The organism is Nannocystis bainbridge (genome assembly GCF_028368995.1).
Lineage (GTDB): Bacteria > Myxococcota_A > Polyangia > Nannocystales > Nannocystaceae > Nannocystis > Nannocystis bainbridge.
Genome location: NZ_JAQNDL010000001.1, coordinates 1,888,829 through 1,914,592 on the forward strand (window position 1 = coordinate 1,888,829; position 25,764 = coordinate 1,914,592).

Sequence of the window (25,764 nt, forward strand, 5' to 3'; positions counted from 1 at the left end):
CTGCCGCGTCACACAGTTGTCACCAAGGTGTCACGTTCTCGCCGGTTTTTGCCGCCGTCCCGTGACTGACAGACCGCTCGACCCCGCGTAGATTTCGGGCGTAGGCGGCCTCCTGGCGGCCTCGACCGAGGAGAACCTCATGGAGGCGATGTTCCACGGACTGACGACGACGACCGGATTTTTGCTCGTCGTCTCGCTCCTCATCGCGTTCGGGTTCGAATTCGTCAACGGCTTCCACGACACGGCCAACGCGGTGGCGACGGTGATCTACACCCGGTCGCTGCGGCCGTGGACGGCGGTCATCCTGTCGGGCATCTGCAACTTCCTCGGCGTGTTCGTCGGCGGGCTCGCGGTCGCGCTCAGCATCATCCACCTGCTGCCGATCGAGCTGCTGGTGTCGAGCGGCGTCGGCCTCGGGCTGGCGATGATCCTGTCGCTGCTGCTGGCGGCGACGCTGTGGAACCTCGGCACCTGGTACCTCGGCCTGCCGTCCTCGAGCTCGCACACGATGATCGGCGCGATCCTCGGGGTCGGCATCGCCAACTCGATGCTGCCGGGCCACGAGTTCGGCGCCGGCGTCAACTGGGCCAAGGTCTGGGACGTCGGCCTGGCGCTGCTGTTGTCGCCGCTGATCGGCTTCACCCTGGCGGCGCTGCTGCTGCTGCTGTCGAAGCGGCTGATCCGCGACCCGCAGCTGTACCGCGCGCCGCTCGGCTCGCGCCCGCCGCCGCCGTGGATCCGCGGCGTCCTCATCTTCACCTGCACCGGGGTCAGCTTCGCCCACGGCTCCAACGACGGCCAGAAAGGCGTCGGCCTGGTGATGCTGATCCTGATGGGCGTGGTCCCGGCCGGGTTCGCCATCAACCTGGCGCTGAGCGAGGCGCAGATGCGCCAGGCCGAGGCGGCGGTGGTGACGATCCACGACGCGCTCGGGACCGCGGCGACGTCGGCCCCCGACGTGCGCAAGCAGCTCGACGAGGTCGAGGACGAGCTGCAGTCGCTGAAGGCCACCCTCGGCTCCGCGACCCACCCCGAGCAGGTCCCGGCCGATCAGCGCTTCGCGGTCCGCCGCGACGTGCTGCTGATCGACTCGACGCTGAAGAAGCTCGACCAGTCGGGCGCGCTGGTGGTGCCGAAGGACGAGTCCAGGCGGATCAAAGAGGCGCGCGCCGACCTGCGCGAGCTGACCGACTACGCGCCCAACTGGGTCCTGTTCTGCGTCGCGCTGTCGCTCGGCGTCGGCACCATGGTCGGCTGGAAGCGCATCGTCGTGACCGTCGGCGAGAAGATCGGCAAAGAGCACCTGACCTACGCCCAGGGCGCCTCGGCCGAGCTGGTGGCGATGAGCACGATCGGGATCTCCGCCGGCCTCGGTCTGCCGGTCAGCACCACGCACGTGCTGTCCTCGGGGGTCGCAGGCACCATGGTCGCCCAGCGCGCCGGGCTACAGGCCGCCACGGTGGTGAAGATCGCCTCGGCGTGGGTGCTGACGCTGCCGGCCTCGATGCTGCTGGCCGGCGTGCTGTTCCTGGTGTTCCGCGCGATGCTCTGTTAGCGCGGCGTCGCGCCCGGGCGAGCGGCTATAGTGCGCGCCGGAGGTCCGCTCTCGATGCCCAGCAGCAGGTCCTGGTTCCTCGTGCCCGTGCTGGCGATCGCGGCGATCGCCTGTGACAAGTCGACGAAGTCGCCCGACGCCAACATCGGCGGCACGTACTCCGTCACCCGCGAGACGCCCTTCTTCGACAGCGGCTGCGGCCAGGACCGCCTCGGCGACGGCAAGCTGCGCGCCAAGACCCGCTTCACGCTGGTGGCCGCGCGCGCCGACTGCTGGACGATCAAGCTCGGCGACGAGGACGAGACCTACATCGTGCCGACGCACGTGCGCGCCGAGTGACGCGGCGTGACGCGCCGAGTGACGCACCGGCGGCGTGACGCTCGGGCGCGCCGCGTGACGCGCCGAGTGGCAAGCGTCGTGACATGCGGCGCGAAGCGGCGAGTGACGCGCTCGCGTCATGCGGGCGCGCCTCGCGGGCGTGCACGCGCGGCGTGATGCTGGCCCGCCCGCGCGGCGCGTGCCGCGAGCTCGAGCCACATCGAAACGCGACGTGACCCGCTCGCGCTTGCGACGAGCATGCGCCGGGTGACGCGCCGGGCCGTGCGCCCCCCAGAGCCCCGCGAGGCGGCGTGACGGCAATCGCACGGCGGCGACCGGTGCAGCCTGCCCTTCGAGACCCGTGGCGCAGGGCTCGCAGCACGACCGGCGGCCGAGCACGACGCGCCTCGTTCGCCTGGTCGGCGAGCGAGCGGCTGCTCGCCCGCTTCCGCGGCTCGCTCCGCCATGCGGACGCGGCGTGGCCCGCGGCACAGCGGCGAGGCGCCCGCGGTAGCCGGCCGCGGACTTCGTTTCAGACTGTTCGCCGGGACGTCGCGGCTGCCGCGGCTCCAGGGGGCGAGCGAGATGGTGCGACGCATGTGCTTGGCCGCGGCCATGTCCGCTCTCCTGGCCGTCGGGACAGGTTGCGATCTGGTCGCACCGCCGCCTCCGCCGCCCCCGTGCGGCGCGCCGGGCGATCTGCCGTGCCCGTTCGGGACGCTGTGCGAGGACGACCCCGACGACGCCTGCGATCCGCTGCGCGGGCCCTGCCCCGGCCGCTGCGAGGCGGTCCCGTGCGGCGAGGCGCTCGGACTCACCTGCTCCGAAGGACAGGTCTGCATCGACGACCCCGACGACGACTGCGAGGCCTTCGTCGGCGGGCCGAGCTGCGCCGGCGTGTGCGCCGAGGTGCCGCAGCCGATCCTGTGCGCCGAGCCGGGCCGCACGTTCGTGTCGCACAGCCAGGACCTGTGCCAGCAGATCCTCTTCATCTGCGAGGTCGGGTGGGTCCCGTTCTACAACAGCTGCGGCTGCGGCTGTCAGTTCCTCGGCTGAGCGGAGGGCCAGTGATTCGGGCTCGCCCGCGGTCTCGCCACGCAGGTCACGCGCCCGCCGGGCGCGTCTCGGGCTAACCCGTCCAGCGAGCGACAGCCGGTGCGACGGGCCCGTGCGAGCCCGAATCACTGGCCCCCCGCTCCCCGCTCGCGGCCGCCTATCTCGCCGCTCGTCACCCGCGCGACAGTCACTCCCGGCTCGCTCGCCACCACCGGTCCGTCGCTCGGCTCGCGGCTCGCTCGCCGCGCATCACTCCCAGCCCCCCGCTCCCCCGCTCGCGGCCACCGCGGAGCTGCTGCTCGTCATCCGCGACCCGTCGCTCCGGCTCGCCCGCCGCGCCTCACTCCTGGCCCCCCGTTCGCCCGCTCGCGGCCGCGGCTCGTCATCCGCGGCCCGTCGCTCCGGCTCGCTCGCCCGCGCCTCACTCCCGGCCACCGCTCGCGGCCACCGCTCCGTCGCAAGTGGATCGGCGCTCGCGGCTCGCCCGCGCCTCACTCCCGCGCGCGGAACAGGCCGCTCATCGACAGCTCGAGCTGGCTGCGCACCAGGCCGAGGATGCTGTCGACCTCGGCGCGTTCGACCTTGAGCTGGCGCTCGAGCAGCGCCTGCGTCCCGCGCAGCAGCGCCTCGCGGCCGCGCGTCACCCAGCGGGCCGCGGTCGCGCGGTGGATGCCGTAGACCGCGGCGATCCGGTCGATGCTCAGGCGGTCGAGGAAATACAGGCGCAGCACGTTGCGCTCGTCGGTCTCGAGGCCGGCGAGCGCGTCGCGCAGCGCCTGCTCGACCTCGCGGCGGTACTGCGACTTGAGGAACGACAGCTCGGGGTCGGGCGACGCGGGGTGGTGGGCCTCGACCAGCTCGGCCGCGGGCACCAGGCGATCGGTGCGCGCCTGCTCGCGGAAGTTGAGGGCCATGCGCACGGCGGCGACCCGCAGCCAGCCGCCGAGCGGACCGCGGCCGGCGTAGTCGCCGATCTTGGCCGGTGCGTCCGGGCGACCGACGAGCAGCTTCTCCCACAGCGCCTGGCGCAGGTCGTCGCGGTGCGCCGGCGGGACGTTGCGGCTCCGCAGCACGGCCTCGAGCTCGCCGCCGTGGCGGGCCTGGATCGCCGCCGACGCGCCCGCGAGGCGCCGGTGGCAGGCGCACGCGAGGTAAAAATCGGCCGCGTGAAGGGCCGCCAGCTCGCACGCGCCGGCGTGGCGGTCGAGGTGGGCCACGAAGTCCGCGCGCGCGAGGTCGAGGCCCGGCCAGGCGGCGCGGCCCTCGGCGTACAGGCGGGACCGCAGCGCCTCGGCGGCGGGATCGGGCTCCGTGGCGCGCACGGGCGCGTGCTCAAGGATGGTCTCGTCGCGCATCGCCGCGGCGCGACGATACTGCCGGCCCCCGGGACCGTAAAGCCGCGCGCGCACGAGCTCGCTGCTTCTCGTGGCATCGGCGCGCTGCGAGCCGCGTGCTCGTGCGCGAAGCTCGTCGGAGCGTCGGCGCGCTGCGAGCCGCGTGCACCTGCGCCGCGCTCGTCGGAGCCTCGACGCAATTCGCTCCGCGGCCTGCGCGACCCGCCTCAGCGCGCTTCGAGCTGCGCGAGCTCCCGCGCCATATCGACTGTCTCCGGGTGCTGCGGCCCGAGGGCCGCCGCGTAGATCGCGTGCGCGCGACGCATCAGCGCCGCCGCCTCGGCGTGCGCCCCGGCCTCGCTGCGCAGCTCCGCCAGGTTGTAGAGCACCCCGCCGACCTCGGTGTGATCGGGCCCCAGCGCCCGCTCGAACAGCGCCAGCGCGCGCGTGTGCAGCCGCTCCGCCTCGGCCGGCGCGCCCAGGTCGCGCTGCACCAGCGCCAGGCTGTTCAGGCTGTTGCCGACGCGCGGGTGGTCGGGCCCGAGCGCGCGCTCGTAGATCGCCAGCGCCCGGGTCTGCAGCCGCAGCGACGCCGCCAGTTCCCCGCGGGCCCGCTGGACCACCCCGAGGTCCTTCAGCGTGTCGGCGACGCCGGGGTGGTCGGGGCCCAGCACCCGCTCGGCGATCGCCAGGGCGCGCTCGTAGAAGCCGGCGGCGTCGTCGAGCGCGCCCGCGCCGTAGCGGACCCCGGCGAGGTTGTGCAGCGTCATCGCCACGTCGGGGTGCTCGGGCCCGAACACGCGCTGCTGGATGGTCAGGGCGCGCCCGTACAGCTCGCTCGCGGCGTCCAGCTCGCCCTGCGCCTGGCGAGCCGCGGCCAGGCCGACCAGGCTGCGCGCGACGTCGGGGTGCCACGGGCCCAGCTGCTGCTCGCGCACCGCCAGCGCGCGCGCGTGCAGGCGCGCCGCCTCGGCGTAGTCGCCGACCACGTCGTCGACGCTGGCCAGCCGGCTGTCGAGGTGGGCCTCGTCGAGCGGCGAGGCCCCCGGGTGCAGCGCCAGCTGCGTCTGCGCCGAGCGGGCCCACACCCGCCCCTCGGCGGGCCGCGCCGCCGCGTAGCCGACCACGTAGACCAGGTCGGTCGTGACCGCCAGCGCCAGGCCGCGCGCCCGCGCCCCCTCGGCGGCCGCCAGCGCGCGCAGCAGGCCGGCCTCCGCGGCCGCATAGTCGCCGCGCTTCTCGTGCAGCCCGGCCTCGCGGAACTCGGCCTCGGCGATCAGCTCCGGCAGCCCCGAGGCCCGCGCCGCCGCCATCGCCGCGTGCGCGGCCGCCTGCGCCGCCGCGTAGTCGCCCACCGCCTGCAACGAGCGCGCGCGTGCCAGCCGGACCCATAGCTCGCGGGCGGCGCTGCGCTGCGCCTGCGGCACGTCGGGCCGCTCGCGCAGCGCCGCCGGCTGGGTGCAGCGCGAGGCAGGCGTCAGCTCGGCGGCGGCGTTGGTGGCCTGCGTCAGCGCCACGGCGTCGGCGTCGCGCAGCTCGTCCACCAGAGCGGCGAAGCCGGCCCGCGCCTCGTCGAGGCAGTCCTCGGCGCGCGCCCGCAGCTCGGCGTCCCAGGTGCCGGCGAGCGTGTGCGCCCTGCAGGCCGTCTCCGCCGCCCCGCGCCAGTCGGCGGCCCAGCGGTCGAGCCACGGCGCCGTCTTGGCGAAGGTCGTCGGCGCGAACGACTTGCCGGTGGCCGCGAACGAGCGCTCGACGTCCGCCCGCGCCGCGGCGCCCCAGACCGCTTCGATGCGCGCCCCCGCGGCCACGCACGCCGCCTCGCGCCCCGCCAGCTCCCGCGCCTGGGCGTGCTGCCAACCCCACGCGGACAGCCCGGCGCACAGCCCCACGCCCAGCCCCAGCAGCGCCGTCCGCCGCCGCCGCGCCGCCGTCAGCCCGCGCCCCAGCGCCGCCAGCAACGCCGCCATCGACGCGTGCCGCCGCTCCGGCGCGCGCGCCAGGCCGATCGCCAGCGGCGCGCGCAAGCCGGCGGGGATCCGGTCACCCTGCGCGACCATCCGCCCGCCCGCGGCGCCCGACAGCACCGCCGCCGTGAACGGCCGCGCCCCCTGCAGCGCCTCGTGCAGCGCGACGCAGAACGCGAACTGATCGCTGCGCGCGTCGGCCTGGGCGCCCTGCCACAGCTCCGGGGCCATGTACGCGGGCGTGCCGAGCAGCGCCCCGGTGCGCGTCATGGCCTCGCCGCCGGTCGGCAGCGGCCGCGCCGGATCGAACGTCTCCTCGATGCTGGCAGTGGCGGCCGGCGCGACGCGCACGAGCCCGAAGTCGGACACCCGCACGCGCCCGTCGCCGCCGACCAACACGTTGTCGGGCTTGAAGTCGCGGTGCACCAGCCCGGCCCCGTGCAAGGCCGCCAGCCCCCGCCCGGCCGCGACGAACATGGCCACGATCGCCGCCGGCGACCGCCGCTCGACCATGAGCCACTGCCGCAAGGTGCCGCCCTCGACGAACTCCATGGCGAGGAACACCTGACCCTCGAAGCGCCCGGCGTCGAACACGGTGACGATGTTGGGATCGGACAGCCGCGCGAGCGCCTGGGCCTCCCGCAACAGCCGCGCCGCCGCGGCCTCGCGCGCGTCGCCGGCGAGCAAGCCGTGATGCACGAGCTTGAGGGCGACGCGGCGATCGAGCTCGGGATCGTACGCCGCGTACACGGTGCCCATGGCGCCAGCGCCGACGAGGTGGAGCACGGTGTAGCGGCCGATCCGGTCGCCCGCGGCGAGCCGGGGCGCCGCGACGCCGCGCGGCCGCGTCGCCAGGTTCGACTCGACCTCGCCGACCTCCACCCGCGCGAGCGCGGCCAGCAGCTCGCGGCAAGCGTCGCAGCCGTCGAGGTGCCGCGCCGCGGCGGCCTGCTCGGCCGGCGACAGCCGCCCACGACTCAAGGCGTCGAGCGTGTGCTCCGCGAGGCAGTCGCCGAACCCGCTCACGCCGTCGCCCCCGCGCGCACCACGACGAGACCCGCCGCTCGCCGGCCCCCCGCGCTCGCCCTGCCCTCGCCGTCCGTCATCGCCGCGCCGCCACGATAACAAGGAAGCGAGCCGACCGCGGCGCGCGAGCGCGGCCGAAGCTCGCGTGGATCTGCGCCTCGACATGTCTCAAAAGACATATCACTCGGGCCCGACCCGATTCACATCACGGCGATCGCCCGCTGCCGCGGCCGCTGTCGAACTTCGCATTGCCCGGCCCTCGAGCGCCGCACTCGAGCTCGATCGTCCCGCGTGCGAGCCCCGCGGCCGCGGTGCGGTCGCGCGCCCACGATTTTCGTCTCATCGCCCTGCGACATCGCGACGGCCGCCCTGTCATCCCCGCGAGGGGCCAGCGGGCTCGGCCGGTGCGCGCGCTTGCGAATCGTCGCCGCGCCCGCCGCCGTCGCTCGCGTCCTCGCGCACAGGTGCCACTGTCATGATTCGCCCGATCTCCCGCATTGCCATTTCGCGCTGCAGCCCCGCCGTCCTGTCTGCCCTCGTCCTCGGCGCCGCCGGCACCGCCGCCGCCGCGCCCCTTACCGAAGCCGACTGCCACGCCAAGTGTCCCAACATTCCGGCGCCGCCCAAGAATTGGACCACCACCGTCGGCCACGTCGAATGCGTCGAGTACGCCAATTACCGCTCCAAGCTCAAGCACTCCGGCAACGCCTGGACCTGGGCCGAATACCCCAAATGCAGCGGTGAGTCCGGCGTCACCTGCGTGCAGGACAACCCCGAGCCTGGCACCGTCATGGTCAGCCAGCCGTACCAGAACCAGGCCTACGGGGCCGGCCACGTCGCCGTCGTCGACTGCGTGGTCGGCGATTGGGTCAAGGTCAGCGAGTACAACTGGACCCCGGGCGTGTTCAAGGGCGACCGCTGCATCAACGTCAAGGAGGCGCGCGACAAGGACACCCCGTTCGCGTTCGTGCGCGCGTTCGGCAGCCTGTTCCCGGCCGAGGGCGAGCGCTGCGAGGACCCGCTGAAGATCAGCCACGCCTTCGTCAAGCCCGACCCCAACGACAAGCTGGCCAAGCGCGGCACCGTCGAGATCTCGTTCGGCACCTCCGCCTGCAGCCGGGCCAAGTTCCGCCTCCATCGCAAGATCTGGAAGTTCGAGGGCGGCACCAAGGTGCTTCACGAGCAGTGGACGAAGCCGGTCAAGAACGTCCGCGACATCTACACCGACACCTTCGAGGACGTCCCGACCTGCTCGCAATTCGAGTACGTGCTCGAGCGCGAGATGGTCGACCCGCCGATCGTCGGCGCCAAGATCAAGCAGTCGCCGGCGATGACCGGCGTCAACCTCGAGCCGCCGAGCCTGGTCACCGCCGACTTCGTGCCCAAGGTCTACGGCCAGATGTTCCTGCGCTGGAAGTCCGCCTGCCCCAATTACGCCGGCAGCACCAAGACGCAGTACCAGATCGTCTACAGCCGCGGCATCGGCAACCCGGTCACCGTCGGCCCCGTCGACGGTACCGTCATCCCCGGCAACGGCCCCCAGGACCGCGAGCACAAGCTCGTCAGCTTGTTCGGGGCCACCAACTACAGCGTCAGCGTCCGCACCTTCAATTACTCCGACGTCTCCGCCACCACCGCCGACGGCGTGTTCACCACCCCGGCGCCCAACAACACCACCCCGGCCCCGCTGCCGCAGCGGCCCAAGCTGGCGATGCGGTGCGGCGACGGCAAGCTCGACGCCTCGTGGGTCGCCGCGGCCGGCGGCGAGAGCTACGAGCTCGAGTTCACCGGTCCGAGCACGCAGGTCCCCAAGCCCAAGCCGGTGATCGTCCCGGCTGTCGGCCTCACGCACAGCTTCGACGCCGCCGTCGACGCCAACTACACCGTGCGCCTGCGGTCGTACCGCGCCGGCAAGCCGTCGGCCTGGACCGACCCCGTCGTGTTCGCGCGCGACTGCGTGGCCGAGGCCCCGCTCGTCAGCCCGCTCGTCAACGACGACTGCGCCGGCGTCAAGCTGACCTGGAAGCCCGACCCCGCCGCGACCGCGGCCCACCTCAAGAAATACGAGATCATGCGCCGCGAGGAGGGCGGCCAGCTGCAGCCGATCGCCTCCACCCTGCCGACCGTGCTGACCTACAACGACATCGAGGCCAGCCCCGGCAAGCACTATTTCTACAGCGTGCGCGCCCTGTTCCAGACCCCCGAGGGCAAGCCCCTGGTCTCGCCGCCCGCCCCGCAATCCCCTGTCGTCATCCCCAAGAGCCCGCCGCGCGCCCCCGAGATCGAGAAGATCACCACCCGGGTCGACCGCGCCACCCTCGAGTTCACCGACAACGCCACCAACGAGACCGAGTTCATCATCAAGCGCTGGACCGACAACGAGTCGGGCGCGCTGGTGCAGTACCGCATCGACGGCAAGCAGGGCACCGGCAAGGTCACCTTCGCCGACCCCAACCCGCTGCCGATCGAGGACCGCAGCTATCGTTACCGCGTGTTCGCGGTCAAGGGCGCCTGCAAGGAGACCAATGTCACCGCCTCGCTGCCGGTCGAGGGCCGGCGCATGCGCCCGCCCGTCAACGTCACCGTCGCCAAGGACAGCTCCGACGGCGCCCTGCTCAAGTGGCAGGACACCAACCACCGCGTCACCTCCTACGAGATCTACCGCAAACAGCTCAGCGAGCCGGTGTGGTCGGCCTCGCCGATCGCCACCGTCAGCAGCGACAAGAAGAGCTACGTCGACATGGCCAAGGTCGACGCCCAGTACTCCGTCAAGGCGATCTTCAACGGCGAGCGCACCCTCAGCGACGGCGTCGGCTCGGCGCCGGTGACCTACCTGCGGCAGACCAGCAAGGCCTGCCCGGCGGGCGGCACCAAGCCGGTGTTGACGCGGGTCACCAACCTCGACGACCCGCGCCGCAGCAAGGTCGAGTTCACCTACGACGCCCCCGCCAGCTTCGCCACCCGCATCGAGTACGCCCGCGGCACCAACGGCCCGTGGCTCACCGTGCAGGAGACCAACGCCAAGGCCGGCCCGGTCGACATCGACGTGAGCCCGTTCATGAACCAGCAGATCTGGCTGCGGGTGATCGGCTTCGATCCCACCAACAACTGCGTGTCGGCGCCCTCGACCCCGCACGTCGTCTATCCATTGCCCGCCCCGGTGCCGCTGCCCACCGTGCCCGCGCACAAGAACTGCCCGCAGGGCCTGCTCGTCAAATGGGTCGATACCAGCACCTACGGCAGCAAGTTCCAGGTCGAGTGGCAGCCCGACATCCACGCGCCGTGGCAGCCGATGCCGAAGGAGGACTACTTCCGGGTCACCGGCACCAAGGAGGTCTGGCAATGCCACAAGCCGGTCGCCGCCGACGCCGGCTATCAATACCGCGTGCGCAGCACCTACCACGTGCTCAAGAGCGGCAAGCCCGACGTGCTGAGCACCTCGCGCTGGTCGAACGACGCTGGCGTGAGCGACGGCGGCGGCGCCGCGATGTCGCTCGCCAACGGCACGATGGAGTCGATCCCCGCCTACGGCAAGCCGGGTGACCGGCTCCAGAACTGGGGCCCGGAGGGCGCCTGGACCCTCCACGAGCTTCACGACCGCCCGGGTAGGCAGGGCCTCGGCCTGCGCTTCGGCTACTACTCCGCCGGCTCCGAGACCGTCGGCCAGATCCTCGACGCGACCTTCGAGGCCGGCACGACCTACACCTTCAAGGGCCACGTCAACGGCGGTGGTGACAAGACCGGCAAGGTCCCGTTCCAGATCGGCTACCTCACCAACACCAGCGACATCATGACCTTCAAGCCGCTCGCCACCGAGAAGTTCTCGGCCGGCAACGATTGGACGGCCGTCAAGGGCGTCACCCACACGGTCAAGGCTGGCGACGTCGCCGTCGGCAAGCGCATCGTCGTCCGCCTCGGCGGCGGCAGCGACGGCGGCAGCACGGACATCTGGTTCGACAACCTCACCCTGATCGCCAAATGATCGGGCCGGTGGCGAGACCGCCGTGGTCTCGCCATTCACGGGTGACGACATTCGCGCGGCGCCTCAGCGCGCCGCCATCACCGTGTTGAGGCACTCGGCCAGCGTCGGGTGGGCGAAGGTCGCGTCGCGCAGCGCCGGGGCCGTCAGCCCGCCCATCATCGCCACCTCGATCACCGCCATCAGCTCGCCGGCCCCGACCCCGAGGATCGTCGCGCCGAGGATCTGCTGGCTGCGCGCGTCGATCACGACCTCGAGGAACCCGCGGGCCTCGTCCATCTCGAGCGCGCGCGCCACCTGGTCCATGCCGATGCGCGCGACCCGGATGTCCCGGCCCTCGCGGCGCGCGTCGGCCCCGGACAGGCCGATGCGCGCCAGCTCCGGATCGGTGAACACCACATACGGCACCATGCGCCCGCGCGTCGTCGCCTGCCCGCCCTCCAATAGGTTGGTGCGCAAGATCCGGTGATCGTCGTAGGCGATGTGCGTAAATGCCGGCCCGCCCTTGACGTCGCCGACCGCGAACACCCCCGGGGCGCTGGTCGCCAGCCGCTCGTCGACCTTCACGTGGCCGCCGGCGTCGACCTCGATCCCCGCCGCCTGCAGGTCCAGCGCCTCGGTGTTGGGCGTGCGACCGGTGGCGACCAGCAGGTGCGAGCCGACGAGCGAGCGCTCGCCGCCCGGCGTGTCGCACACGAGCGCGATCGCCTGGCCCTGATTCGCGACCCGCCGCGCCTGGCTCGACAGCCAGATCTCGATCCCGTCGGTCGCCAGCACCGCCCCGATCGCCGCCCCCACGTCGGCGTCCTCGCGGGGCAACAGCTGCGCCGCGCGCTGCACGATCGTCACCCGGCTGCCGAAGCGGCGGAACATCTGCGCGAACTCGAGGCCGACATAGCCGCCGCCGAGGACCAGCAGATGCTCCGGCACGACGGCCAGCTCGAGCATGCCCGCGTGATCGAGCCACGGCACCTGTTCGAGGCCCTCGAGCCGGGGCACCTGGGTGCGCGCGCCGGTGTCGATCACGATCACCTCGCCGGCGATCTGGCGCACCCCGCCGTGGTTCAAGCGCACCTCGAGCTGGCGCGGGCCGACGAAGCGGCCGGCGCCGAGCAGCAGATCGATCGCCGGCTGGGCCACCAGGGCGGCGCGGCTCGAGTCGACGAATTGGCGGACGATCCGGCGCGTCCGCTCGCGCACCCGCGTCATGTCGACGCTCACCGCGTGCGCGCGCACCCCGAAATCGCCGGCCCTGCGCGCCAGGTAGGCCACCCGGGCGCTCGCCACCATCGTCTTGGTCGGCGTGCAGCCGGTGTTGATGCAGGTGCCGCCGAGGTGCTCGCGCTCGACGAAGGCGACCCGGCGACCGGCCGCGGCGAACGCCAGCGCGAGGGGTCGTGCCGCCTGACCCGAGCCGAGGATCACCACGTCGTAGCCGTCCATCGCCCGGATGGTGACCGCGAAGCCGAGCGCGGCAACCGGCCGGCCACCCGATTGCGAAGTGCCGCATTCGTGGCGCCGCTCGTCCGCCCCCCGCGCCTGCGATAAGGTCACCGGCAGCATGACCTCGCCACGCTACCCGCTGCCCAACGCCTTCGTCCCGCTCCGCGCCGCGCACCTCGCCGGCAAGCGGGCCACGGGCCTCAAAGACGTGCTCGTCGCCGGCCCGCTCGTGCTCGCCAGCGGCCGCCTCGTCGCCTGCGACGCCCTCGTGCAGCCCGAGCGCCCGCCGTTTTCCCGCGTCCTCGCGCCCGGCAGCTACCCCGTGGTCCTCTACGTCGCCAAAGCGGGCGGCGCGATCGGCTTCGCCGAGCTCCGTCTGCGCGACGCCCCCGCCCTGCGCTTCGAGATGGCCACGATCGCCGGCCAGGACCCCGCCACGCTCGGCCCGCGCGAGACCTTCGGCTATCCGGTCGGCACCGGGCTCGGCTGCTTCGCCGACGAGGTCGCCCTGCGCCGGCTGCGGGAGCTCGACGCCGACAACGCCTACGACCGCATCGGCCCCGAGCTGGCCGCCAACGGCGGCGCGTGGGTCAGCCACCGCCCCGACCCGCAGGCCGACGACAACGTCGTGCTGTTCCGCTCCGGCGACGGCGACGGCCACTACCCGACCTGGTTCGGCCTCGATGCCGACGACCGGCCCGTGTGCGTCGTCACCAGCTTCCGCTGCTTCCCCGAGCCCGAGACCGCCGACGACAGGCAGGCCAGGCTCGCCGAGACGTTCGCGCCGCTGGTCGCCGCCGTCGATCGCGACCTCGGGGCCGGCCTGCGCGCGCGCGGCTTCACCGGCCCCGAGGCGACCTACAAGGGCAAGACCGACGGCGAGCTCAAGCTCGTGTACACGCGCGACGGCCTCGCCTTCGAGGTCCTCGGCTCGGCCACCGGCCGCCACCTCTTCACCACCCAGTTCCGCTGGGCCCGCGGCCGCTCGACGCTCGACGTCGGCAACGAGCACCGCAAGGCCGGGGTGCCGATCGACTGGAAGGAGGGCGTCGCCGTCGGCGACGCCGCCTTCGTCCACGCAACTCGCATCGGCGCCTCCTACGCCGCCGGCTGGGACGCGCTCGAGCAAGCGGTCCTGCACTACCTGCCGCTCAAGCGCGCGCGCTGACGATACTCCAAGACATGCCCTCGGAGACATGCTCCCAGAGACATGCCCTTGAAGACATTACCCTGAGAGCATGCCCCTCGGGGCATACCGTCGCGCGCAGCACGGCGGCCGCGTTCTCCGGGCCCGGCACCCGCGGCGCCGCCGCGGCTGCAGCGAGCCGGTGCCTCATCCGCGGCGGTCGAACCGCTCCCGCGCCGCGGCGATCGTGGGCCAGTGCTCGCCGATCCAGCGCGCGAGGTGTTCCATCGGCCCCAGAAGGCTGCGGCCGAGCTCGGTGAGCTCGTACTCGACGCGCGGAGGGACCTCGGCGAACACCTCGCGCGCGACGAAGCCGTCGCGCTCGGCGTCTCGCAGCGTCGTCGTCAGGACCCGCTGCGAGATGCCGGTCAGCATCCGCTGCAGCTCGGAGAAGCGGGCGCGCTGCCCCGGCGCCTTCGCCAGCATCACGACGAGCAGGACGCTCCACTTGTCCCCGAGCTTGCCCATGAGCTCGCGGACCACCCGGGACTCCTCCGTCTCGCACAGGCGCATCGTGGGCGGCGCCGTCTTCGTGCCGGATCTGGCCAATCGTTACCTCGAGGTGCGCTGCTGCGTGAAAGGTGCCGTCTTCTCTTCGCTCGCGCCGACCGTACCATGCAGACGGCGCCGCGATCCGAACGCTCGCGCGCGAGAAAGGCAACGCCGCTCATGGACCAGCCAACCCCGGCAGGCAATACGCTCATGCCCGCCCTGCATCCCGTCGTCTCCGTCGCTCCGCTCGTGCTCCCGGCCCCGGGCCGCGGCGTCGATCTCCAGCTCCGCGTGTCCGCGCCCGTGCGCGGCGATCGCTTGCCGGTCGTCGTCTTCTCGCACGGTTTCGCTTCTTCCTGCGACGCCTACGCACCGCTCGCGCAGTACTGGGCGGCTCGCGGCCTCGTCGTCATCCAGCCGACGTTCCTCGACTCGCGCACGGTGGCCCTGGCCGAGCATGACCCGCGCGCACCCGAGGTCTGGCGCATCCGCGTCGAAGACGTCAAGCGCACGCTCGACGGGCTCGAAACGCTCGAGCAGGCCGTGCCCGGGCTCGCCGGGCGCATCGATCGCGGGCGCATCGCCGCCGCGGGTCACTCGTTCGGCGCTCACACGACGAGCCTGCTGCTCGGAGCGCGGATGGTCGGGCCCGACGGTCGCCCCGGCGAGGACCTGTCCGACCCGCGGATCTGCGCTGGCGTACTCCTCTGCGCCGCAGGCCGCGGTGGCGCCGACCTCAGCGCCTTCGCCCGCGAGCACACGCCCTACCTCGACCAGAGCTACGCGGAGATGACGACGCGGGTCCTCGTCGTCGCGGGCGACGCGGACCGCTCGCCGCTGACCGTCCGCGGCCCCGACTGGTTCGCCGATCCCTTCATCTTGAGCCCGGGCGCCGACTGGCTCCTGACCGTCTTCGCCGGCGAGCACATGCTCGGCGGCATCTCCGGCGACCGCGTCACGGAGACCACCGACGAAAGCCCCGAGCGCGTCGAAGCCGTCCAGCGGCTCACCTACGCGTACCTGCGCAGCGCCCTCCAGCCGGACGATCCAGCGTGGGACGAGGCGCGCCGCCAGCTCGCGGCGGACCCGAGCCCGCCGGCACGCCTCGACGGCAAGGCCTGACCGGCAGGTCGACCCGGCGGATAGTGACATCCGAGCGCCGAACATCCTCCGACGACCTGTCCTCGAGGACATCCGATTCGCCCGCACCCCCGCGACCGCAAAAATCAACGAGCGCCCCGCAGGCGGGGCGCTCGGCGGGGCGCTCGGCGGGGCGCTCAGCCGTGGTGACTGGTGCCGGCCTTGACCTTGCTCTTCGTCTTCATGGCCCCTCCTCCCGCGCCAATTCTAGCCGCCGCCTCGCGGCCGACGAGGCCTCACCTTCGCGCATGCTCGCCGACGCGCGCCCTGCCGATCGACATGACCTTTCGGACATGTCGAACCTCCGCGCTCGGGTGCCACGCCGGGTCCCCCCATGAGCCTGCTCACTTCCACCCGCCTCGTTTTCACCAGCAGCACCGCCCGTGCGCGCGGCCTCGCGGTCACATCGGCGCGGCCTCGCGGGTCTTCCCTCGACGAGACCGCGACCGAGGGACCTGACCGATGCAACAGCGCGACTGCCTGGCGACCCGCTTCGAGGCGCACCGGACCTATTTGCGGGGCGTCGCCTACCGCATGCTCGGCTCGCTGAGCGAGGCCGACGACGCCGTGCAGGACGCCTGGCTCCGGCTCGCCCGCACCGACTCCGCCGCCGTCGACGACCTGCGCGCGTGGCTCACCACCGTGGTCGCGCGGATCTGCCTCAACCTGCTGCGCGCGCGCGGCACCCGGCGCGAGGAGCCGCTGGGCCCGCACGTGCCCGACCCGGTCGTGCGCCGCGAGCCTGGCGTCGACCCCGAGCGCGACGCCCTGCTGGCCGAGTCGGTCGGCCTCGCGCTGCTCGTCGTCCTCGACGAGCTCGCGCCTGCCGAGCGGCTCGCGTTCGTGCTCCACGACAGCTTCGGCGTATCGTTCGACGCCATCGCCGCGCTGTGCGGGCGCACGCCCGAAGCCGCGCGGCAGCTGGCCAGCCGCGCGCGCCGGCGGGTCCGCGCCGCCGCCCCCGTGCCCGACCCCGACCTCCCCCGTCAGCGCGAGGTCGTGTCCGCCTTCTTCGCCGCCACCCGCGCCGGCGACCTCGGGGCCCTCGTCGCCCTGCTCGACCCCGACGTGATCCTCCGCGCCGACGGCGGCACCGCGCGCGCCGAGGTCTCGGTCGTCGCCCGCGGCCCGCAGGCCGTCGCCGAGCACTCGCTCGGCTTCGCCGCGATGACCCCGTTCGTCCGCCCCGCCGTGGTCAACGGCGCCGCCGGGGCCGTCGTCGCCCCCGGCGGCGAGCCGTTCTCGGTCATGAGCTTCGTCGTCAAGGCCGGCAAGATCGCCGCCATCGACGCCCTCGTCGATCCCGAGCGCCTCGGGAGGCTCGACCTCGGCGACCTCGACGGCTGATATTCCATGTCTCATCGGACATGCTCGAAACGACATGTACATCAAGACATATCATCGGCGCTCATGACATGCCCCTTCGGACATGTCATGAACGCCACCCGCGCCTCACGGCTCGAGCCCGCACACGCCCACGTCCTCGAACCCCGGCGGGGCCGTCATCGGCGCGTACCACGGGATGCACACCTGGTCGACGCCCGGGCAGAAGTCGGGGTCGTCGAGGACGCAGAACGGCAGGCAGCAGCCCGCCTCCGTCTGCGAGCACTCGCTGGCCAGCGCCGGATCGGCGCAAAACAGGCCGGGATCGCAGGCGTTGAGGAACTCGCACGGGTCGAACGCCTGCCCCTCGGCGCCGCTGGCGTCGAGGACGCACACGAACTCGTCTTCGAGCGGCAAGCACGCGTCGGTGCCCTCGCAGTTCTGCAGGAGCGGATCGCAGTTGGCGAGGCAGATGTTCAGGATGCCCTCGTTGAGCACCGCGCAGTGGTGCCCCGCGGCGCAGCTCGGCGACTGCGGCGTCCCGCCGCACAGCGCCACGCAGGTGCCCTCGCCGGTCACCGGGTCGGCGTCCCAGCAGACCGCGCCGATCTCGCAGTCGTCCTCGCCGCTCGTGGGGCCGCCGACCACGTGACAGCTGTCGCCGACAGGCTGCGGGTTCGGGTCGAGGTCGACGCAGCGCCACTCGTTCCACGACGGGCCGTCGTTGCCGGCCGGCGTGCACTTCTGCCCCCACGGGCAGTCCTGATGCCACACGCTGCACTCGTTCCCGCCGCCGGTGGTGCCGGTCGTCTCGCCGGTCGTCTCGCCGCCGCTGTCCGATTCACTCGATCCGCCCTCGCTCGACCCGCCCTCGCTCGACCCGCCCTCGCTCGACCCCTGGCTGCCGCCCGAGCTCTGCCCCTCGGTGCCGCCGTTGCTCGAGCTCTGCCCCTCGGTGCCGTCGCCGCCGCCCGTGCTCTGCGGGCCTTCGCTGTCGCCGAACTCGCCGAGCAGGATCTTCGGATCGCAGGCGACCAGCGCCAACCCGCTGAACAGGAGGCCGGCCGCGCGCGTGATGAAAGGAGATGTGGAATGACGCATGTTCATGGTCCTCGGATGGAGATTGGCCGCCGGCTGCTCTCCGCATTAATCATTCGTCGCCCCGAATGCATCGACGCTCGCGCGCACTCCCACGAGTCGGCGAGCGGCGCGCCCCGCGACAGCGAGCGGCCGTCCCGAAGCGCCGCCCGCCCCGACGCGCGCGGCGATCCTCTGCCCTCGTCAGCGTCCCCGCGCCGGCGCCTCGCGCCCACACCCGGATTCCGTCCGCGCCGCCCGACCGTCGCATGCGTCGCCTCAGAGGTCCTTCGACCTGTCCTTAGGGGCATGCCCTTCGGGACATGCCGAGGCCACCCGCCCGGCGTACGTCGAGCGCGGGTGGGCGCGCAAGAACGCCGCCGCCTCCACGGCCCCACGCGCCGCCTCGCCCGCAGCGCACAGCGCCTGCACCCGCAGCGCCTGCCGCTCCTCGAGCATGCAGCAGTCCGCGAACTCCTCGGCGTGGCGCTCCAGCACCGCCAGCGCCGCGCCCGGCTGCCCGCCGCGCAGGGCCGCTCGGGCCTGCTGCAGCAGCGCCATCTCGGCCAGCATGCGGTCCCCCTCGGCGACCGCCTCGTCGCCGCCTTCGGCCGCCTCGGCGGCCCCGGTCCCGCTCTCGGCCCTGCTCGCCGCGCGCCCCCTCGCCCCCGCCTGCGCCCCGCGCCCCTGGCCCGCCGCCCGTTCGCGCGGCGGCGTGACCACCAGCTTTTGCCCTTCGAGCTCGGGCGTGCCCGCCTCGCGCGGCCCGCCCTCGCCGTCCGCCCGGATCCTCGCGTCCTGCGAATCGGGCCCCGCGGCGTCGTATTCGGCCTGGTGCCGCATGTCCTGAAGGACCTGTCCCGGCACGAACATGCGGGCCAGGTCGAGCTGCCAGGCCGCCAGCAGCAGCAGCCCGGCCGCCAGCGCCAGCCACGGCGCGCGGCTCGGCCGGTCCTCGCGGCCCCGCGGTCCGTCCCGCTCGGCCGCCGCGAGCGTCGCCCACAGCTGCGCCTCGGCGGCGGCGGACGGGCGCGCACAGGCCCGGTAAGCGGCGATCAGCGCGCGAGCGGACGGCGATTCATCGGTCATGCGGCCTCCGGACGGAGCGAGCGCGCAGGCGCTGGCTGAATTGCTCGAGCTTGATCCGCGCGGCCCGCAGCCGCGAGAACACCGTGCCCAGCGGGATCTCGAGCGCCTCGGCGATCTCCGACGCGGTCAGCCCCTCGACGTCGGCCAGCAGGAACACCACGCGCTTGTCCTCGTCGAGCCCGTCGAGGAACTCCTGCATGAACGCGGCCGCCTGCTGCAGCTCCAGCGACGCCTCCGGCTCGCGCGGCGGCGCCGGCGGCTCGACCGCGGACAGCCGCCGCTCGCGGCGCGTGTGGGCCCGCTGGCGCATCAGCACCACGTTGCGGGTGATCCCGAACAGCCACGCCGGCAGCGAGCGCGACGGCTCGAACGTGTGCAGCCGGCGGTGCACCACCAGGAACACCTCCTGGGCGACATCGTCAGCCTCATCGGCCGCGACCCCGAGCGCGCGGGCGATCCGCCACACCGTGCCGAGGTGGCGGGTGAACACCTCGCGCACGCTCGGCGCGCCGCACTCGATCGCCGGCCCGGCCGCGAAGCCGGCCGACGTCAGCGGCGTGTCGAGCGTCTTGCTCACCGGACCAGTCTTTTCCGCCGGCGCCCGATCGCATTAACCCCGACGCACGATTTTTTGGCCCGGCGCACGATCGCTCACGGGAACCGCGCCTCGACCAGCAAGAACCCGCGGAACGCCGCCGGACCGACCTGGTGGAGCTCGCGGCCGCCGGCGAACTCGAACCGCGGCCGCCGCAGCGAGATCGCAGCCTCTGCCAGCACCACCAGCGCCGCGAACCCTCGCAGCGCCCGCGGCGCCCACGCCAGCCCGGCCCCCGCCGTCACCGCGCCCCACAGCGTCGTGGCCTCGTAGTTGGTGTCGCCGCCCACGCCCCGGGCCTGCAGCGCCCCCAGCTCGAGGCCGACCTGCAGCGGCAGCTCGAGCGGCCCCGCGCGCAGCACCGGCCCGCCGCGCAGCTGCCCCGCGTGCACCGCGAACTGGGCCCCGAACGCCGGCTCGCCCCCGCGCCGCACCTCGGCCTCGAACCACCGCGTGTAGCCGGCCGTCAGCCGCGCCCGCCGCCACATCAGCCCGACCGCCGCGGCCAGGCCGGCGCTCACCGGCAGCATGCCCGCCTGCACGCCGGGCCCGAACTGGACCAGGCCGCGGACCGCTCGCCTCTTCGGTTTCCGCGGCGCCCCGGCGGCGGGGATCGCCGGGTCCTCCGCGATCGGCTCCGGACCGGCCTCCTCGGGCGTCGGCGGCCCCACGGGCGCGACCGCGGGCCTCGGCGCCGCGGGCCCGGCCTCGTCGGGCCCGGGCGCGCTGGCGGCCGGGGCCGGCGGCGCGGGCACGACGTCCTGCGGCTCGCGCTGCGCCGGATCGACGGCGATGGCGATCACGAACGCCGCTGCACGGACCGCCGCGTCGCAGCTGGCGACCGCCAGCGTGCGCTCCTGCGTGCGCCCCTCCGCCTCGATGGCCACCACCACGTGCCAGCGCTCGCCGCTCGGGCGCGCCTGCACGCGGATGCTGCCCGTCGGCGCCGGCGCGCTCGTGGGGTCGAGGTGACGGGAGATCTCGGCCGTGAGCGCCGCCCCGTCCGGGCAACCCGGGGGCGCGTCCCACACGATCGCCGGCAGCGACGCGGCCCCCGAGCCAGCCGCCGCGGGCACCTCCCCCGCGCCCGGCGGCGACGCGGCCCCCGAGCCCCCCGCCGCGCCCATGCCCACGCACAGGGCGAGCAGCCCCGGCGCGCGGCGTGAGAGCGATGCCCGACCCATGCGGTCGCCGCAGGATACGTGAGCCGCCGGGTGATGCAAACGCAGACGCGACCGATCGCCAGCGCGCGCACCACGAAACCCGCCGCACCCCGGGCGACGGCTCGCTCCCGACCCCGTCCCTGCCCCTTTCGACATGCCCCATCCGACATGTCCGAAAGACCACGTGCTCTGGCGGTCGCCGGCCCGGTCTCTTACCCTCGGAGCCATGCTCCGCGCCGCCTCGCTCCGGCCCGCGCTGACCGTCGCGCTGGTCGCCGCCTGCACCCATGCCCGCCCTGGCCCGCTCCAGCAGGGCCCCGCGGACACCGACGCGGCCGCCGTGACCGACGAAGCGCCGCTCTCCGCTCCAACCGTGGACCCGCCGGCGATCGTCGACCACGAGCAGCCGCAGCCCGGTCCGCCGCGCTGGCGCCCCCTCGAGACCGATCCGCGCCTGGTCCTCCGCGACGGCAGCGACGAGCTCGGCTTCCTCGAGCAGCCGTGCGCCGTCGACGAGCCGTGCGGCTGCCTCGTCGCGGCCGAGCACCGCTACCATCGCCGCGGCGACGGCTGGACGATCGTGGTCGTGCTGCCGGAGGTCGAGATCCGCCGCGTGGTCAAGCGCGGCACCTGCCTCGAGGGCTGCGGCCAGCCGCACCCCCCCGAGCCGACGCCCATCCGCTCGCTCGGCGCCGTCGACCCCGCGAAGGTCGAGATCGTCGTGAAGCGCCCGCGCAAGGTCATCACGAAGACGACCTGCACCGATCCGCACCTCGCCCCGTGAACCCCCGGGCAGAGCCCCCGCGGCCTGCGGATGGAGCTGTGGCGCGCAACCTCGCCGCGCGCTGGATCTCCGATCTTCGCGGTCCGCCGCCCCGCGAGCGCGCGACCCTCCGCGATCACGCTAGACTGCGGCCCGGAGGTGCGCGATGGACACGCGAGTCGACGAGGTGGCCGAGGGGATCTTCCGCCTGAACACCGAGGTCCCGGGCTTCAACTTCAATCAATACCTGGTCGTCGACGACGAGCCGCTGCTGTTCCACACCGGGCCGCGCGGGCTGTTCGACAGCGTGCGGGCCGCGATCGCCCGCGTCGTCGCGCTCGATCGACTGCGCTGGATCGGCTTCTCGCACGTCGAGGCCGACGAGTGCGGCGCGCTCAACCAACTCCTGGCCGTCGCCCCGCACGCGGCGCCGGTGTGCAGCCAGGTCGCGGCCCTGGTCTCGATGACCGACCTCGCCGATCGTCCGCCGCGCGCCCTCGCCGACGGTGAATCGCTGACGCTCGGCCGCCACAGCGTCACCTGGCTCGACGCCCCGCACGTGCCGCACGGCTGGGAGTGCGGCTACCTGTTCGAGCGCGAGACCCGGACCCTGCTGTGCGGCGACCTCTTCACCCAGAGCGGCGGCTGCGACGTCCCGCTCACCGAGGGCGACATCCTCGGGCCCAGCGAGGCCTTCCGCGCCCAGATGGACTATTTCGCCCACGGCCGCCGCCAGAGCGCGATCCTCGAGCGCCTCGCCAGCACCGGGCCGACCACCCTCGCCTGCATGCACGGCAGCGCGTGGCAGGGCGACGGCGGCGCGCTGCTCCGCACCCTCGCCACCACGCTCGCCGGCGCCGCGCCTTGAAGATCACAGGCCCCGCATGGCGAGCGCGCCATGCGGGGATCCTGCCTCTCGTATCAATCGTCGATCGCCTGATACGCCAGCGCCAGGAAATCACGGCACACCGGCGGCGGCTGCGGCGACGACCACATGCATTGCGTCAGCAGCAGCGTGATCACGCCTTCCTGCGGATCGCTGCGCCACTGCGAGCCGAGCCCGCCGTCCCAGCCGTACTGCCCGATCGGCGCGTGGGCCTCGTCGCGGCGCGTCACCACCGACACCCCGAAGCCGTAGCCGCTCGCGGCGAAGTCCTCCGGCGAGAAGCCCGACTTGGCCTTTTGCGCCGGCGTCAGGTGATCGGTCGTCATCAGCTCGACCGACGGCCGCGACAGGATCCGCTGCCCTGCGAGCGTCCCGCCGGCCAATAGCATGCGCGCGAACGCCAGATAATCGTCGACCGTCGACACCAGCCCGCTCGCCCCCGACGCGAACGCCGGCGCCCGGCTCCACTGCCCGCCGCGGCCCTCGTCGTACACCCCCAGCGTCCCGTCCGGCCCCGGCCAGTAGCTCGTCGCCAGGCGATCGATCTGCGCCTCCGGCACAAAGAACCCCGTGTCCTTCATCCCCAGCGGCGCGAAGATCCGCGCCTGCAGGAACTCGGCGAACGGCTGCCCCGACGCGCGCGCGATCAGGATCGACAGCAGCTCCGAGCCCATGTTGTAGAGCCACCGATCGCCCGGCTGGTACATCAGCGGCAGCCGCGAGAACTTCGCCAGCCACTCGTCCCCGGGCGGCACCTCCGCCGGCGCCGGCGGGCCCGCTCCGAGCCCCAGCGCCGCGGCTGCGCGCAGGATCGGGTACGCGTCCGGGCGCGCCATCAGCATCCCGAAGCCGAGCCTGAACGTCAGCAGGTCGCGGACCGTGATCGGCCGCGCCGCGGCGACCGTGTCCTCGATCGGCCCGTCGATCGCCCGCAGCACCTGGCGCTCGGCCAGCTCGGGCATCCACGCGTCGACGGCGTCGTCGAGCCGCAGCTTGCACTCCTCCACCAGGATCATCGTCGCCACCGCGGTGATCGGCTTGGTCATCGAGCTGATGCGGAAGATGCTGTCGCGCCGGACCGGCGGCCCGCCCAGCGCCAGGGCCCCGAGCGCCAGGGTGTGCACCTCGTCGCCGTGGCTCACCACCGCCACCAGCCCCGGCACCTCGCCGCGCTCGACGTAGCCGGCCATCCCCTCGCGCACACGCTCGAGCCTGGTCTCCGAGAATTTTCTTCGGGTGTCTCGCTCCATTCGTCTCCTCGCCTTTCTTTGGCCTTGCAGGGGGTAGACCGCCGCCCGCCCCGAGACTCATCGGTGCGGCTCGCTCGCCAGGCATGACCTATCACACACACCTGCGACCCCGGCGGCGCTCCTGGACGCGACTGGCAACACGTTTCACGTGACTCGATGCGATTGGGCGACCGCCTCATCGGCGAGACACGGCGAGGAAGACGTCGAGCTTGCGCGCGGCGGATCCAACCGTCGCGCACTCGCTATGAGTCCACCGACCCTGAAACGTCATGACTTTCAGGACATGCTTTTTAAGACATGTCCTTTTCATCATCCCGGCCCCTCGCACGATCGCCGCTGCACCTTGCTCGCGCCTTCGCACGAGGAGCGTGGAGATCCGTGCGATCTCCCCGACACGCTTGCGAATGGTGAGACGCGCTGCGCTGCCGGGCAGCCTCGCCAATCGCCGGGCTCCGCTCGATCCATCCCAGACATCCGAGAACACGACCCCCTGACGACCGATCCGGGAAAACGCCTGCAATCCCTCGATTACGGTGAGACGCGCTGCGTCGCTGGGCAGCCTCGCCAATCGCCGGACTCCGCTCGCTCGATCCACGCAGTGCTCGTGACACGCTACCCTGACGATCGAGGCGGTAACGCCTGCAAACCCCTCGACCACAAAACCCTCCGCGAACCGGATCCACATCGGCTCTCCCGGCAGCCGCGATCGCGGGCACCCGCCTCCCCGCGAATCAACGCTCCTCCGTACGGCTCGGACCCGCATCGCATCACCCACAGCCATGACTGCATGCATCGACCTTTGTCGGTCCGCGAATCACCCTCGACGGTCCGGCTCGCTCGGGAACGCGACGGCTCACCCCAATACGCCGTCCGCATGCGTGGATCGCCCGGCACCTGTCGGACCCGACATCGACGCACGCTCTCGCGCGCCGATATTCAGCCTGGCTTGATCCGCGCCAGACCATGGTCGCGCGCTACAAACCTGGGCATGCCTCAGTTCATCCTTGAAGATTTCAACCTGGAAAACGCCGAGCGGCGCCTCTGCCTCGAGGCGCTGGAGCGGGCCGGCAACATCGTCGGCGCCGCCAAACTCCTCGGTATCACCCGTCACGCCATGAAGCGGCGCATCATCAAGCTGCGCCTCGACTGGACCCGCGGCGCCGTCCCGCCGCGCGGCAGCGCCTCGGGCCCGACCGGAGTTTCGTGAGCCGTGGCGCGGTCGAATGCGCGCACACCGGCCGGTGCGCGCGATTCGTCCGCGTCGGGTTCTCGAGCCGTCGGAGCGCGAGGTCGCGCGCTTTTTATCCGCAATGCACGCGCCCCTCGACCTCCTCACTCGAGCGGCGCTGCCTTGCGAACGAAGCGCGAAGCCGAACCTTCCATACGCTCTCATTCACCGCGACCCCGTTCGCCGGGGACCGAACCACTTCAATAGCAAAACTGCCGGCCACATCTCCGTGCCCAGCCGATTGCGACGACCGTGACGATCAGCGTACCCGATCGTCGCCGAAGTCCGAGTCCCCCAATGTCTACCGGTCACCTCCATGCCTCGTATCCGGCCAATCCACAGCCTCGACTCCGGGCCTGGCTGCAGTTCGCCGAGTGTCGCGCGTACTTGAGAGCATCGTTCAAAACATGCTCTTCAGGACATGTCCCGGCGCAGCGGCATCTTTCTCCGATCCCCGCCCTGTCTCGCCGCTCCCGGCGCCCGCGAGCCCCCGCCAAACCCCGCACCGCCTGCGGCAGATACCATCGACTCCGGGCCTGACAGCAGCTCGCCGAGTGTCGCGCGTACTTGAGAGCATCGTTCAAAACATGCTCTTCAGGACATGTCCCGGCGCAGCCGCATCTTTCTCCGATCTCCGCCCTCACCGCTCCTGGCGCCCGCGAGCCCCCGCCAAGCCCCGCACCGCCTGCGGCGGAAATCACCGACGCCGGGCCTGACAGCAGCTCGCCGAGTGTCGCGCGTACTTCAAGAGCATCGTTCAAAACATGCTCCTCAGGACATGTCCCGGCGCAGCCGCATCTTTCTCCGATCTCACCGCTCCCGGCGCCCGCGAGCCCCCGCCAAACCCCGCACCGCCTGCGGCAGGGTTGACAGACCGGGCGTTCCCCGGCAAAGCAC

The 25,764-nt window shown here is 72.9% G+C and carries 19 protein-coding genes; 10 read left to right on the plus strand and 9 right to left on the minus strand.

Annotation, left to right across the window (positions count from 1 at the left end; all coding sequences use genetic code 11):
* Positions 1 to 148 precede the first annotated feature (148 nt).
* The 3 genes from POL25_RS07330 (at position 149) to POL25_RS07340 (ending at position 2,929) form a co-directional block, all read left to right on the plus strand.
* Positions 149 to 1,555, plus strand: coding sequence for an inorganic phosphate transporter (locus POL25_RS07330; RefSeq protein ID WP_272085188.1), 1,407 nt, complete (start codon positions 149 to 151; stop codon positions 1,553 to 1,555).
* A 54-nt stretch (positions 1,556 to 1,609) separates the two neighbouring features.
* Complete coding sequence (locus POL25_RS07335; RefSeq protein WP_272085189.1) at positions 1,610 to 1,894, plus strand: hypothetical protein; 285 nt, start codon at positions 1,610 to 1,612, stop codon at positions 1,892 to 1,894.
* Between the two features lie 594 nt (positions 1,895 to 2,488).
* Positions 2,489 to 2,929 carry a hypothetical protein gene (locus tag POL25_RS07340; RefSeq protein ID WP_272085190.1) on the plus strand — a complete coding sequence of 147 codons (441 nt, stop codon included), beginning with the start codon at positions 2,489 to 2,491 and terminating at the stop codon, positions 2,927 to 2,929.
* Positions 2,930 to 3,420: 491 nt separating this feature from the next.
* On the opposite strand, the gene POL25_RS07345 is transcribed toward POL25_RS07340, so the two are convergent.
* Positions 3,421 to 4,284: a sigma-70 family RNA polymerase sigma factor gene (locus tag POL25_RS07345; protein ID WP_272085191.1), complete on the minus strand. Its 864-nt coding sequence runs from the start codon at positions 4,282 to 4,284 to the stop codon at positions 3,421 to 3,423.
* A gap of 206 nt (positions 4,285 to 4,490) precedes the next feature.
* Entirely contained in the window at positions 4,491 to 7,253 is a 2,763-nt protein-coding gene (locus POL25_RS07350; protein ID WP_272085192.1) for a serine/threonine-protein kinase, read from the minus strand.
* Between the two features lie 475 nt (positions 7,254 to 7,728).
* Here POL25_RS07350 and POL25_RS07355 point away from each other — a divergent pair, with 475 nt between their 5' ends.
* Complete coding sequence (locus POL25_RS07355; RefSeq protein WP_272085193.1) at positions 7,729 to 11,235, plus strand: CHAP domain-containing protein; 3,507 nt, start codon at positions 7,729 to 7,731, stop codon at positions 11,233 to 11,235.
* A gap of 63 nt (positions 11,236 to 11,298) precedes the next feature.
* Here POL25_RS07355 and POL25_RS07360 read toward each other — a convergent pair whose 3' ends face one another.
* Positions 11,299 to 12,675 carry a mercuric reductase gene (locus tag POL25_RS07360; RefSeq protein ID WP_272085194.1) on the minus strand — a complete coding sequence of 459 codons (1,377 nt, stop codon included), beginning with the start codon at positions 12,673 to 12,675 and terminating at the stop codon, positions 11,299 to 11,301.
* A gap of 118 nt (positions 12,676 to 12,793) precedes the next feature.
* Here POL25_RS07360 and POL25_RS07365 point away from each other — a divergent pair, with 118 nt between their 5' ends.
* Positions 12,794 to 13,843, plus strand: coding sequence for a DUF4241 domain-containing protein (locus POL25_RS07365; RefSeq protein ID WP_272085195.1), 1,050 nt, complete (start codon positions 12,794 to 12,796; stop codon positions 13,841 to 13,843).
* 165 nt (positions 13,844 to 14,008) lie between these two features.
* On the opposite strand, the gene POL25_RS07370 is transcribed toward POL25_RS07365, so the two are convergent.
* Positions 14,009 to 14,344, minus strand: a complete 336-nt coding sequence (locus tag POL25_RS07370; RefSeq protein WP_272085196.1) for a winged helix-turn-helix transcriptional regulator — start codon at positions 14,342 to 14,344, stop codon at positions 14,009 to 14,011.
* Positions 14,345 to 14,563: 219 nt separating this feature from the next.
* Here POL25_RS07370 and POL25_RS07375 point away from each other — a divergent pair, with 219 nt between their 5' ends.
* A complete protein-coding gene (locus POL25_RS07375) occupies positions 14,564 to 15,475 on the plus strand; it encodes an alpha/beta hydrolase family protein (RefSeq protein ID WP_272085197.1) in 912 nt (303 codons plus the stop codon).
* 480 nt (positions 15,476 to 15,955) lie between these two features.
* The gene (sigJ, locus tag POL25_RS07380; protein WP_272085198.1) at positions 15,956 to 16,840 is read left to right on the plus strand and encodes an RNA polymerase sigma factor SigJ; all 885 of its coding nucleotides are present in this window, start codon (positions 15,956 to 15,958) and stop codon (positions 16,838 to 16,840) included.
* 105 nt (positions 16,841 to 16,945) lie between these two features.
* Here the strand turns inward: sigJ and POL25_RS07385 are convergent, their stop codons facing one another.
* The 4 genes from POL25_RS07385 to POL25_RS07400 form a co-directional block, all read right to left on the minus strand.
* A complete protein-coding gene (locus POL25_RS07385) occupies positions 16,946 to 17,917 on the minus strand; it encodes a hypothetical protein (protein ID WP_272085199.1) in 972 nt (323 codons plus the stop codon).
* Positions 17,918 to 18,172: 255 nt separating this feature from the next.
* Positions 18,173 to 18,982, minus strand: coding sequence for a hypothetical protein (locus POL25_RS07390; protein WP_272085200.1), 810 nt, complete (start codon positions 18,980 to 18,982; stop codon positions 18,173 to 18,175).
* A complete protein-coding gene (locus POL25_RS07395; RefSeq protein WP_272085201.1) occupies positions 18,972 to 19,559 on the minus strand; it encodes an RNA polymerase sigma factor in 588 nt (195 codons plus the stop codon). Before POL25_RS07395 ends, POL25_RS07390 begins: the two co-directional genes overlap by 11 nt.
* Positions 19,560 to 19,633: 74 nt before the next feature.
* Positions 19,634 to 20,761, minus strand: coding sequence for a hypothetical protein (locus tag POL25_RS07400; RefSeq protein WP_272085202.1), 1,128 nt, complete (start codon positions 20,759 to 20,761; stop codon positions 19,634 to 19,636).
* 205 nt (positions 20,762 to 20,966) lie between these two features.
* Between POL25_RS07400 and POL25_RS07405 the strand changes: the two genes are divergently transcribed.
* On the plus strand, positions 20,967 to 21,524 hold the full coding sequence (locus POL25_RS07405; RefSeq protein ID WP_272085203.1) for a hypothetical protein: 558 nt from the start codon (positions 20,967 to 20,969) through the stop codon (positions 21,522 to 21,524).
* Between the two features lie 145 nt (positions 21,525 to 21,669).
* Entirely contained in the window at positions 21,670 to 22,371 is a 702-nt protein-coding gene (locus tag POL25_RS07410) for an oxygen-binding di-iron domain-containing protein (protein ID WP_272085204.1), read from the plus strand.
* A 53-nt stretch (positions 22,372 to 22,424) separates the two neighbouring features.
* Here POL25_RS07410 and POL25_RS07415 read toward each other — a convergent pair whose 3' ends face one another.
* Positions 22,425 to 23,591: a serine hydrolase domain-containing protein gene (locus POL25_RS07415; protein ID WP_272085205.1), complete on the minus strand. Its 1,167-nt coding sequence runs from the start codon at positions 23,589 to 23,591 to the stop codon at positions 22,425 to 22,427.
* 1,036 nt (positions 23,592 to 24,627) lie between these two features.
* Here POL25_RS07415 and POL25_RS07420 point away from each other — a divergent pair.
* Entirely contained in the window at positions 24,628 to 24,846 is a 219-nt protein-coding gene (locus tag POL25_RS07420; RefSeq protein ID WP_272085206.1) for a helix-turn-helix domain-containing protein, read from the plus strand.
* Positions 24,847 to 25,764: the final 918 nt, after the last annotated feature.

What these genes read in the sequence shown, in the direction of transcription:
- POL25_RS07335 (WP_272085189.1), top strand. Translation starts at nt 1,610, where the DNA reads ATGCCCAGCAGCAGGTCCTGGTTCCTCGTGCCCGTGCTGGCGATCGCG.
- sigJ (WP_272085198.1), top strand. Translation starts at nt 15,956, where the DNA reads ATGCAACAGCGCGACTGCCTGGCGACCCGCTTCGAGGCGCACCGGACC.
- POL25_RS07420 (WP_272085206.1), top strand. Translation starts at nt 24,628, where the DNA reads ATGCCTCAGTTCATCCTTGAAGATTTCAACCTGGAAAACGCCGAGCGG.
- POL25_RS07365 (WP_272085195.1), top strand. Translation starts at nt 12,794, where the DNA reads ATGACCTCGCCACGCTACCCGCTGCCCAACGCCTTCGTCCCGCTCCGC.
- POL25_RS07410 (WP_272085204.1), top strand. Translation starts at nt 21,670, where the DNA reads ATGGACACGCGAGTCGACGAGGTGGCCGAGGGGATCTTCCGCCTGAAC.
- POL25_RS07355 (WP_272085193.1), top strand. Translation starts at nt 7,729, where the DNA reads ATGATTCGCCCGATCTCCCGCATTGCCATTTCGCGCTGCAGCCCCGCC.
- POL25_RS07400 (WP_272085202.1), bottom strand. Translation starts at nt 20,761, where the DNA reads ATGGGTCGGGCATCGCTCTCACGCCGCGCGCCGGGGCTGCTCGCCCTG.
- POL25_RS07360 (WP_272085194.1), bottom strand. Translation starts at nt 12,675, where the DNA reads ATGGACGGCTACGACGTGGTGATCCTCGGCTCGGGTCAGGCGGCACGA.
- POL25_RS07330 (WP_272085188.1), top strand. Translation starts at nt 149, where the DNA reads ATGTTCCACGGACTGACGACGACGACCGGATTTTTGCTCGTCGTCTCG.
- POL25_RS07375 (WP_272085197.1), top strand. Translation starts at nt 14,564, where the DNA reads ATGCCCGCCCTGCATCCCGTCGTCTCCGTCGCTCCGCTCGTGCTCCCG.
- POL25_RS07345 (WP_272085191.1), bottom strand. Translation starts at nt 4,284, where the DNA reads ATGCGCGACGAGACCATCCTTGAGCACGCGCCCGTGCGCGCCACGGAG.
- POL25_RS07405 (WP_272085203.1), top strand. Translation starts at nt 20,967, where the DNA reads ATGCTCCGCGCCGCCTCGCTCCGGCCCGCGCTGACCGTCGCGCTGGTC.
- POL25_RS07340 (WP_272085190.1), top strand. Translation starts at nt 2,489, where the DNA reads ATGTCCGCTCTCCTGGCCGTCGGGACAGGTTGCGATCTGGTCGCACCG.
- POL25_RS07385 (WP_272085199.1), bottom strand. Translation starts at nt 17,917, where the DNA reads ATGCGTCATTCCACATCTCCTTTCATCACGCGCGCGGCCGGCCTCCTG.
- POL25_RS07390 (WP_272085200.1), bottom strand. Translation starts at nt 18,982, where the DNA reads ATGACCGATGAATCGCCGTCCGCTCGCGCGCTGATCGCCGCTTACCGG.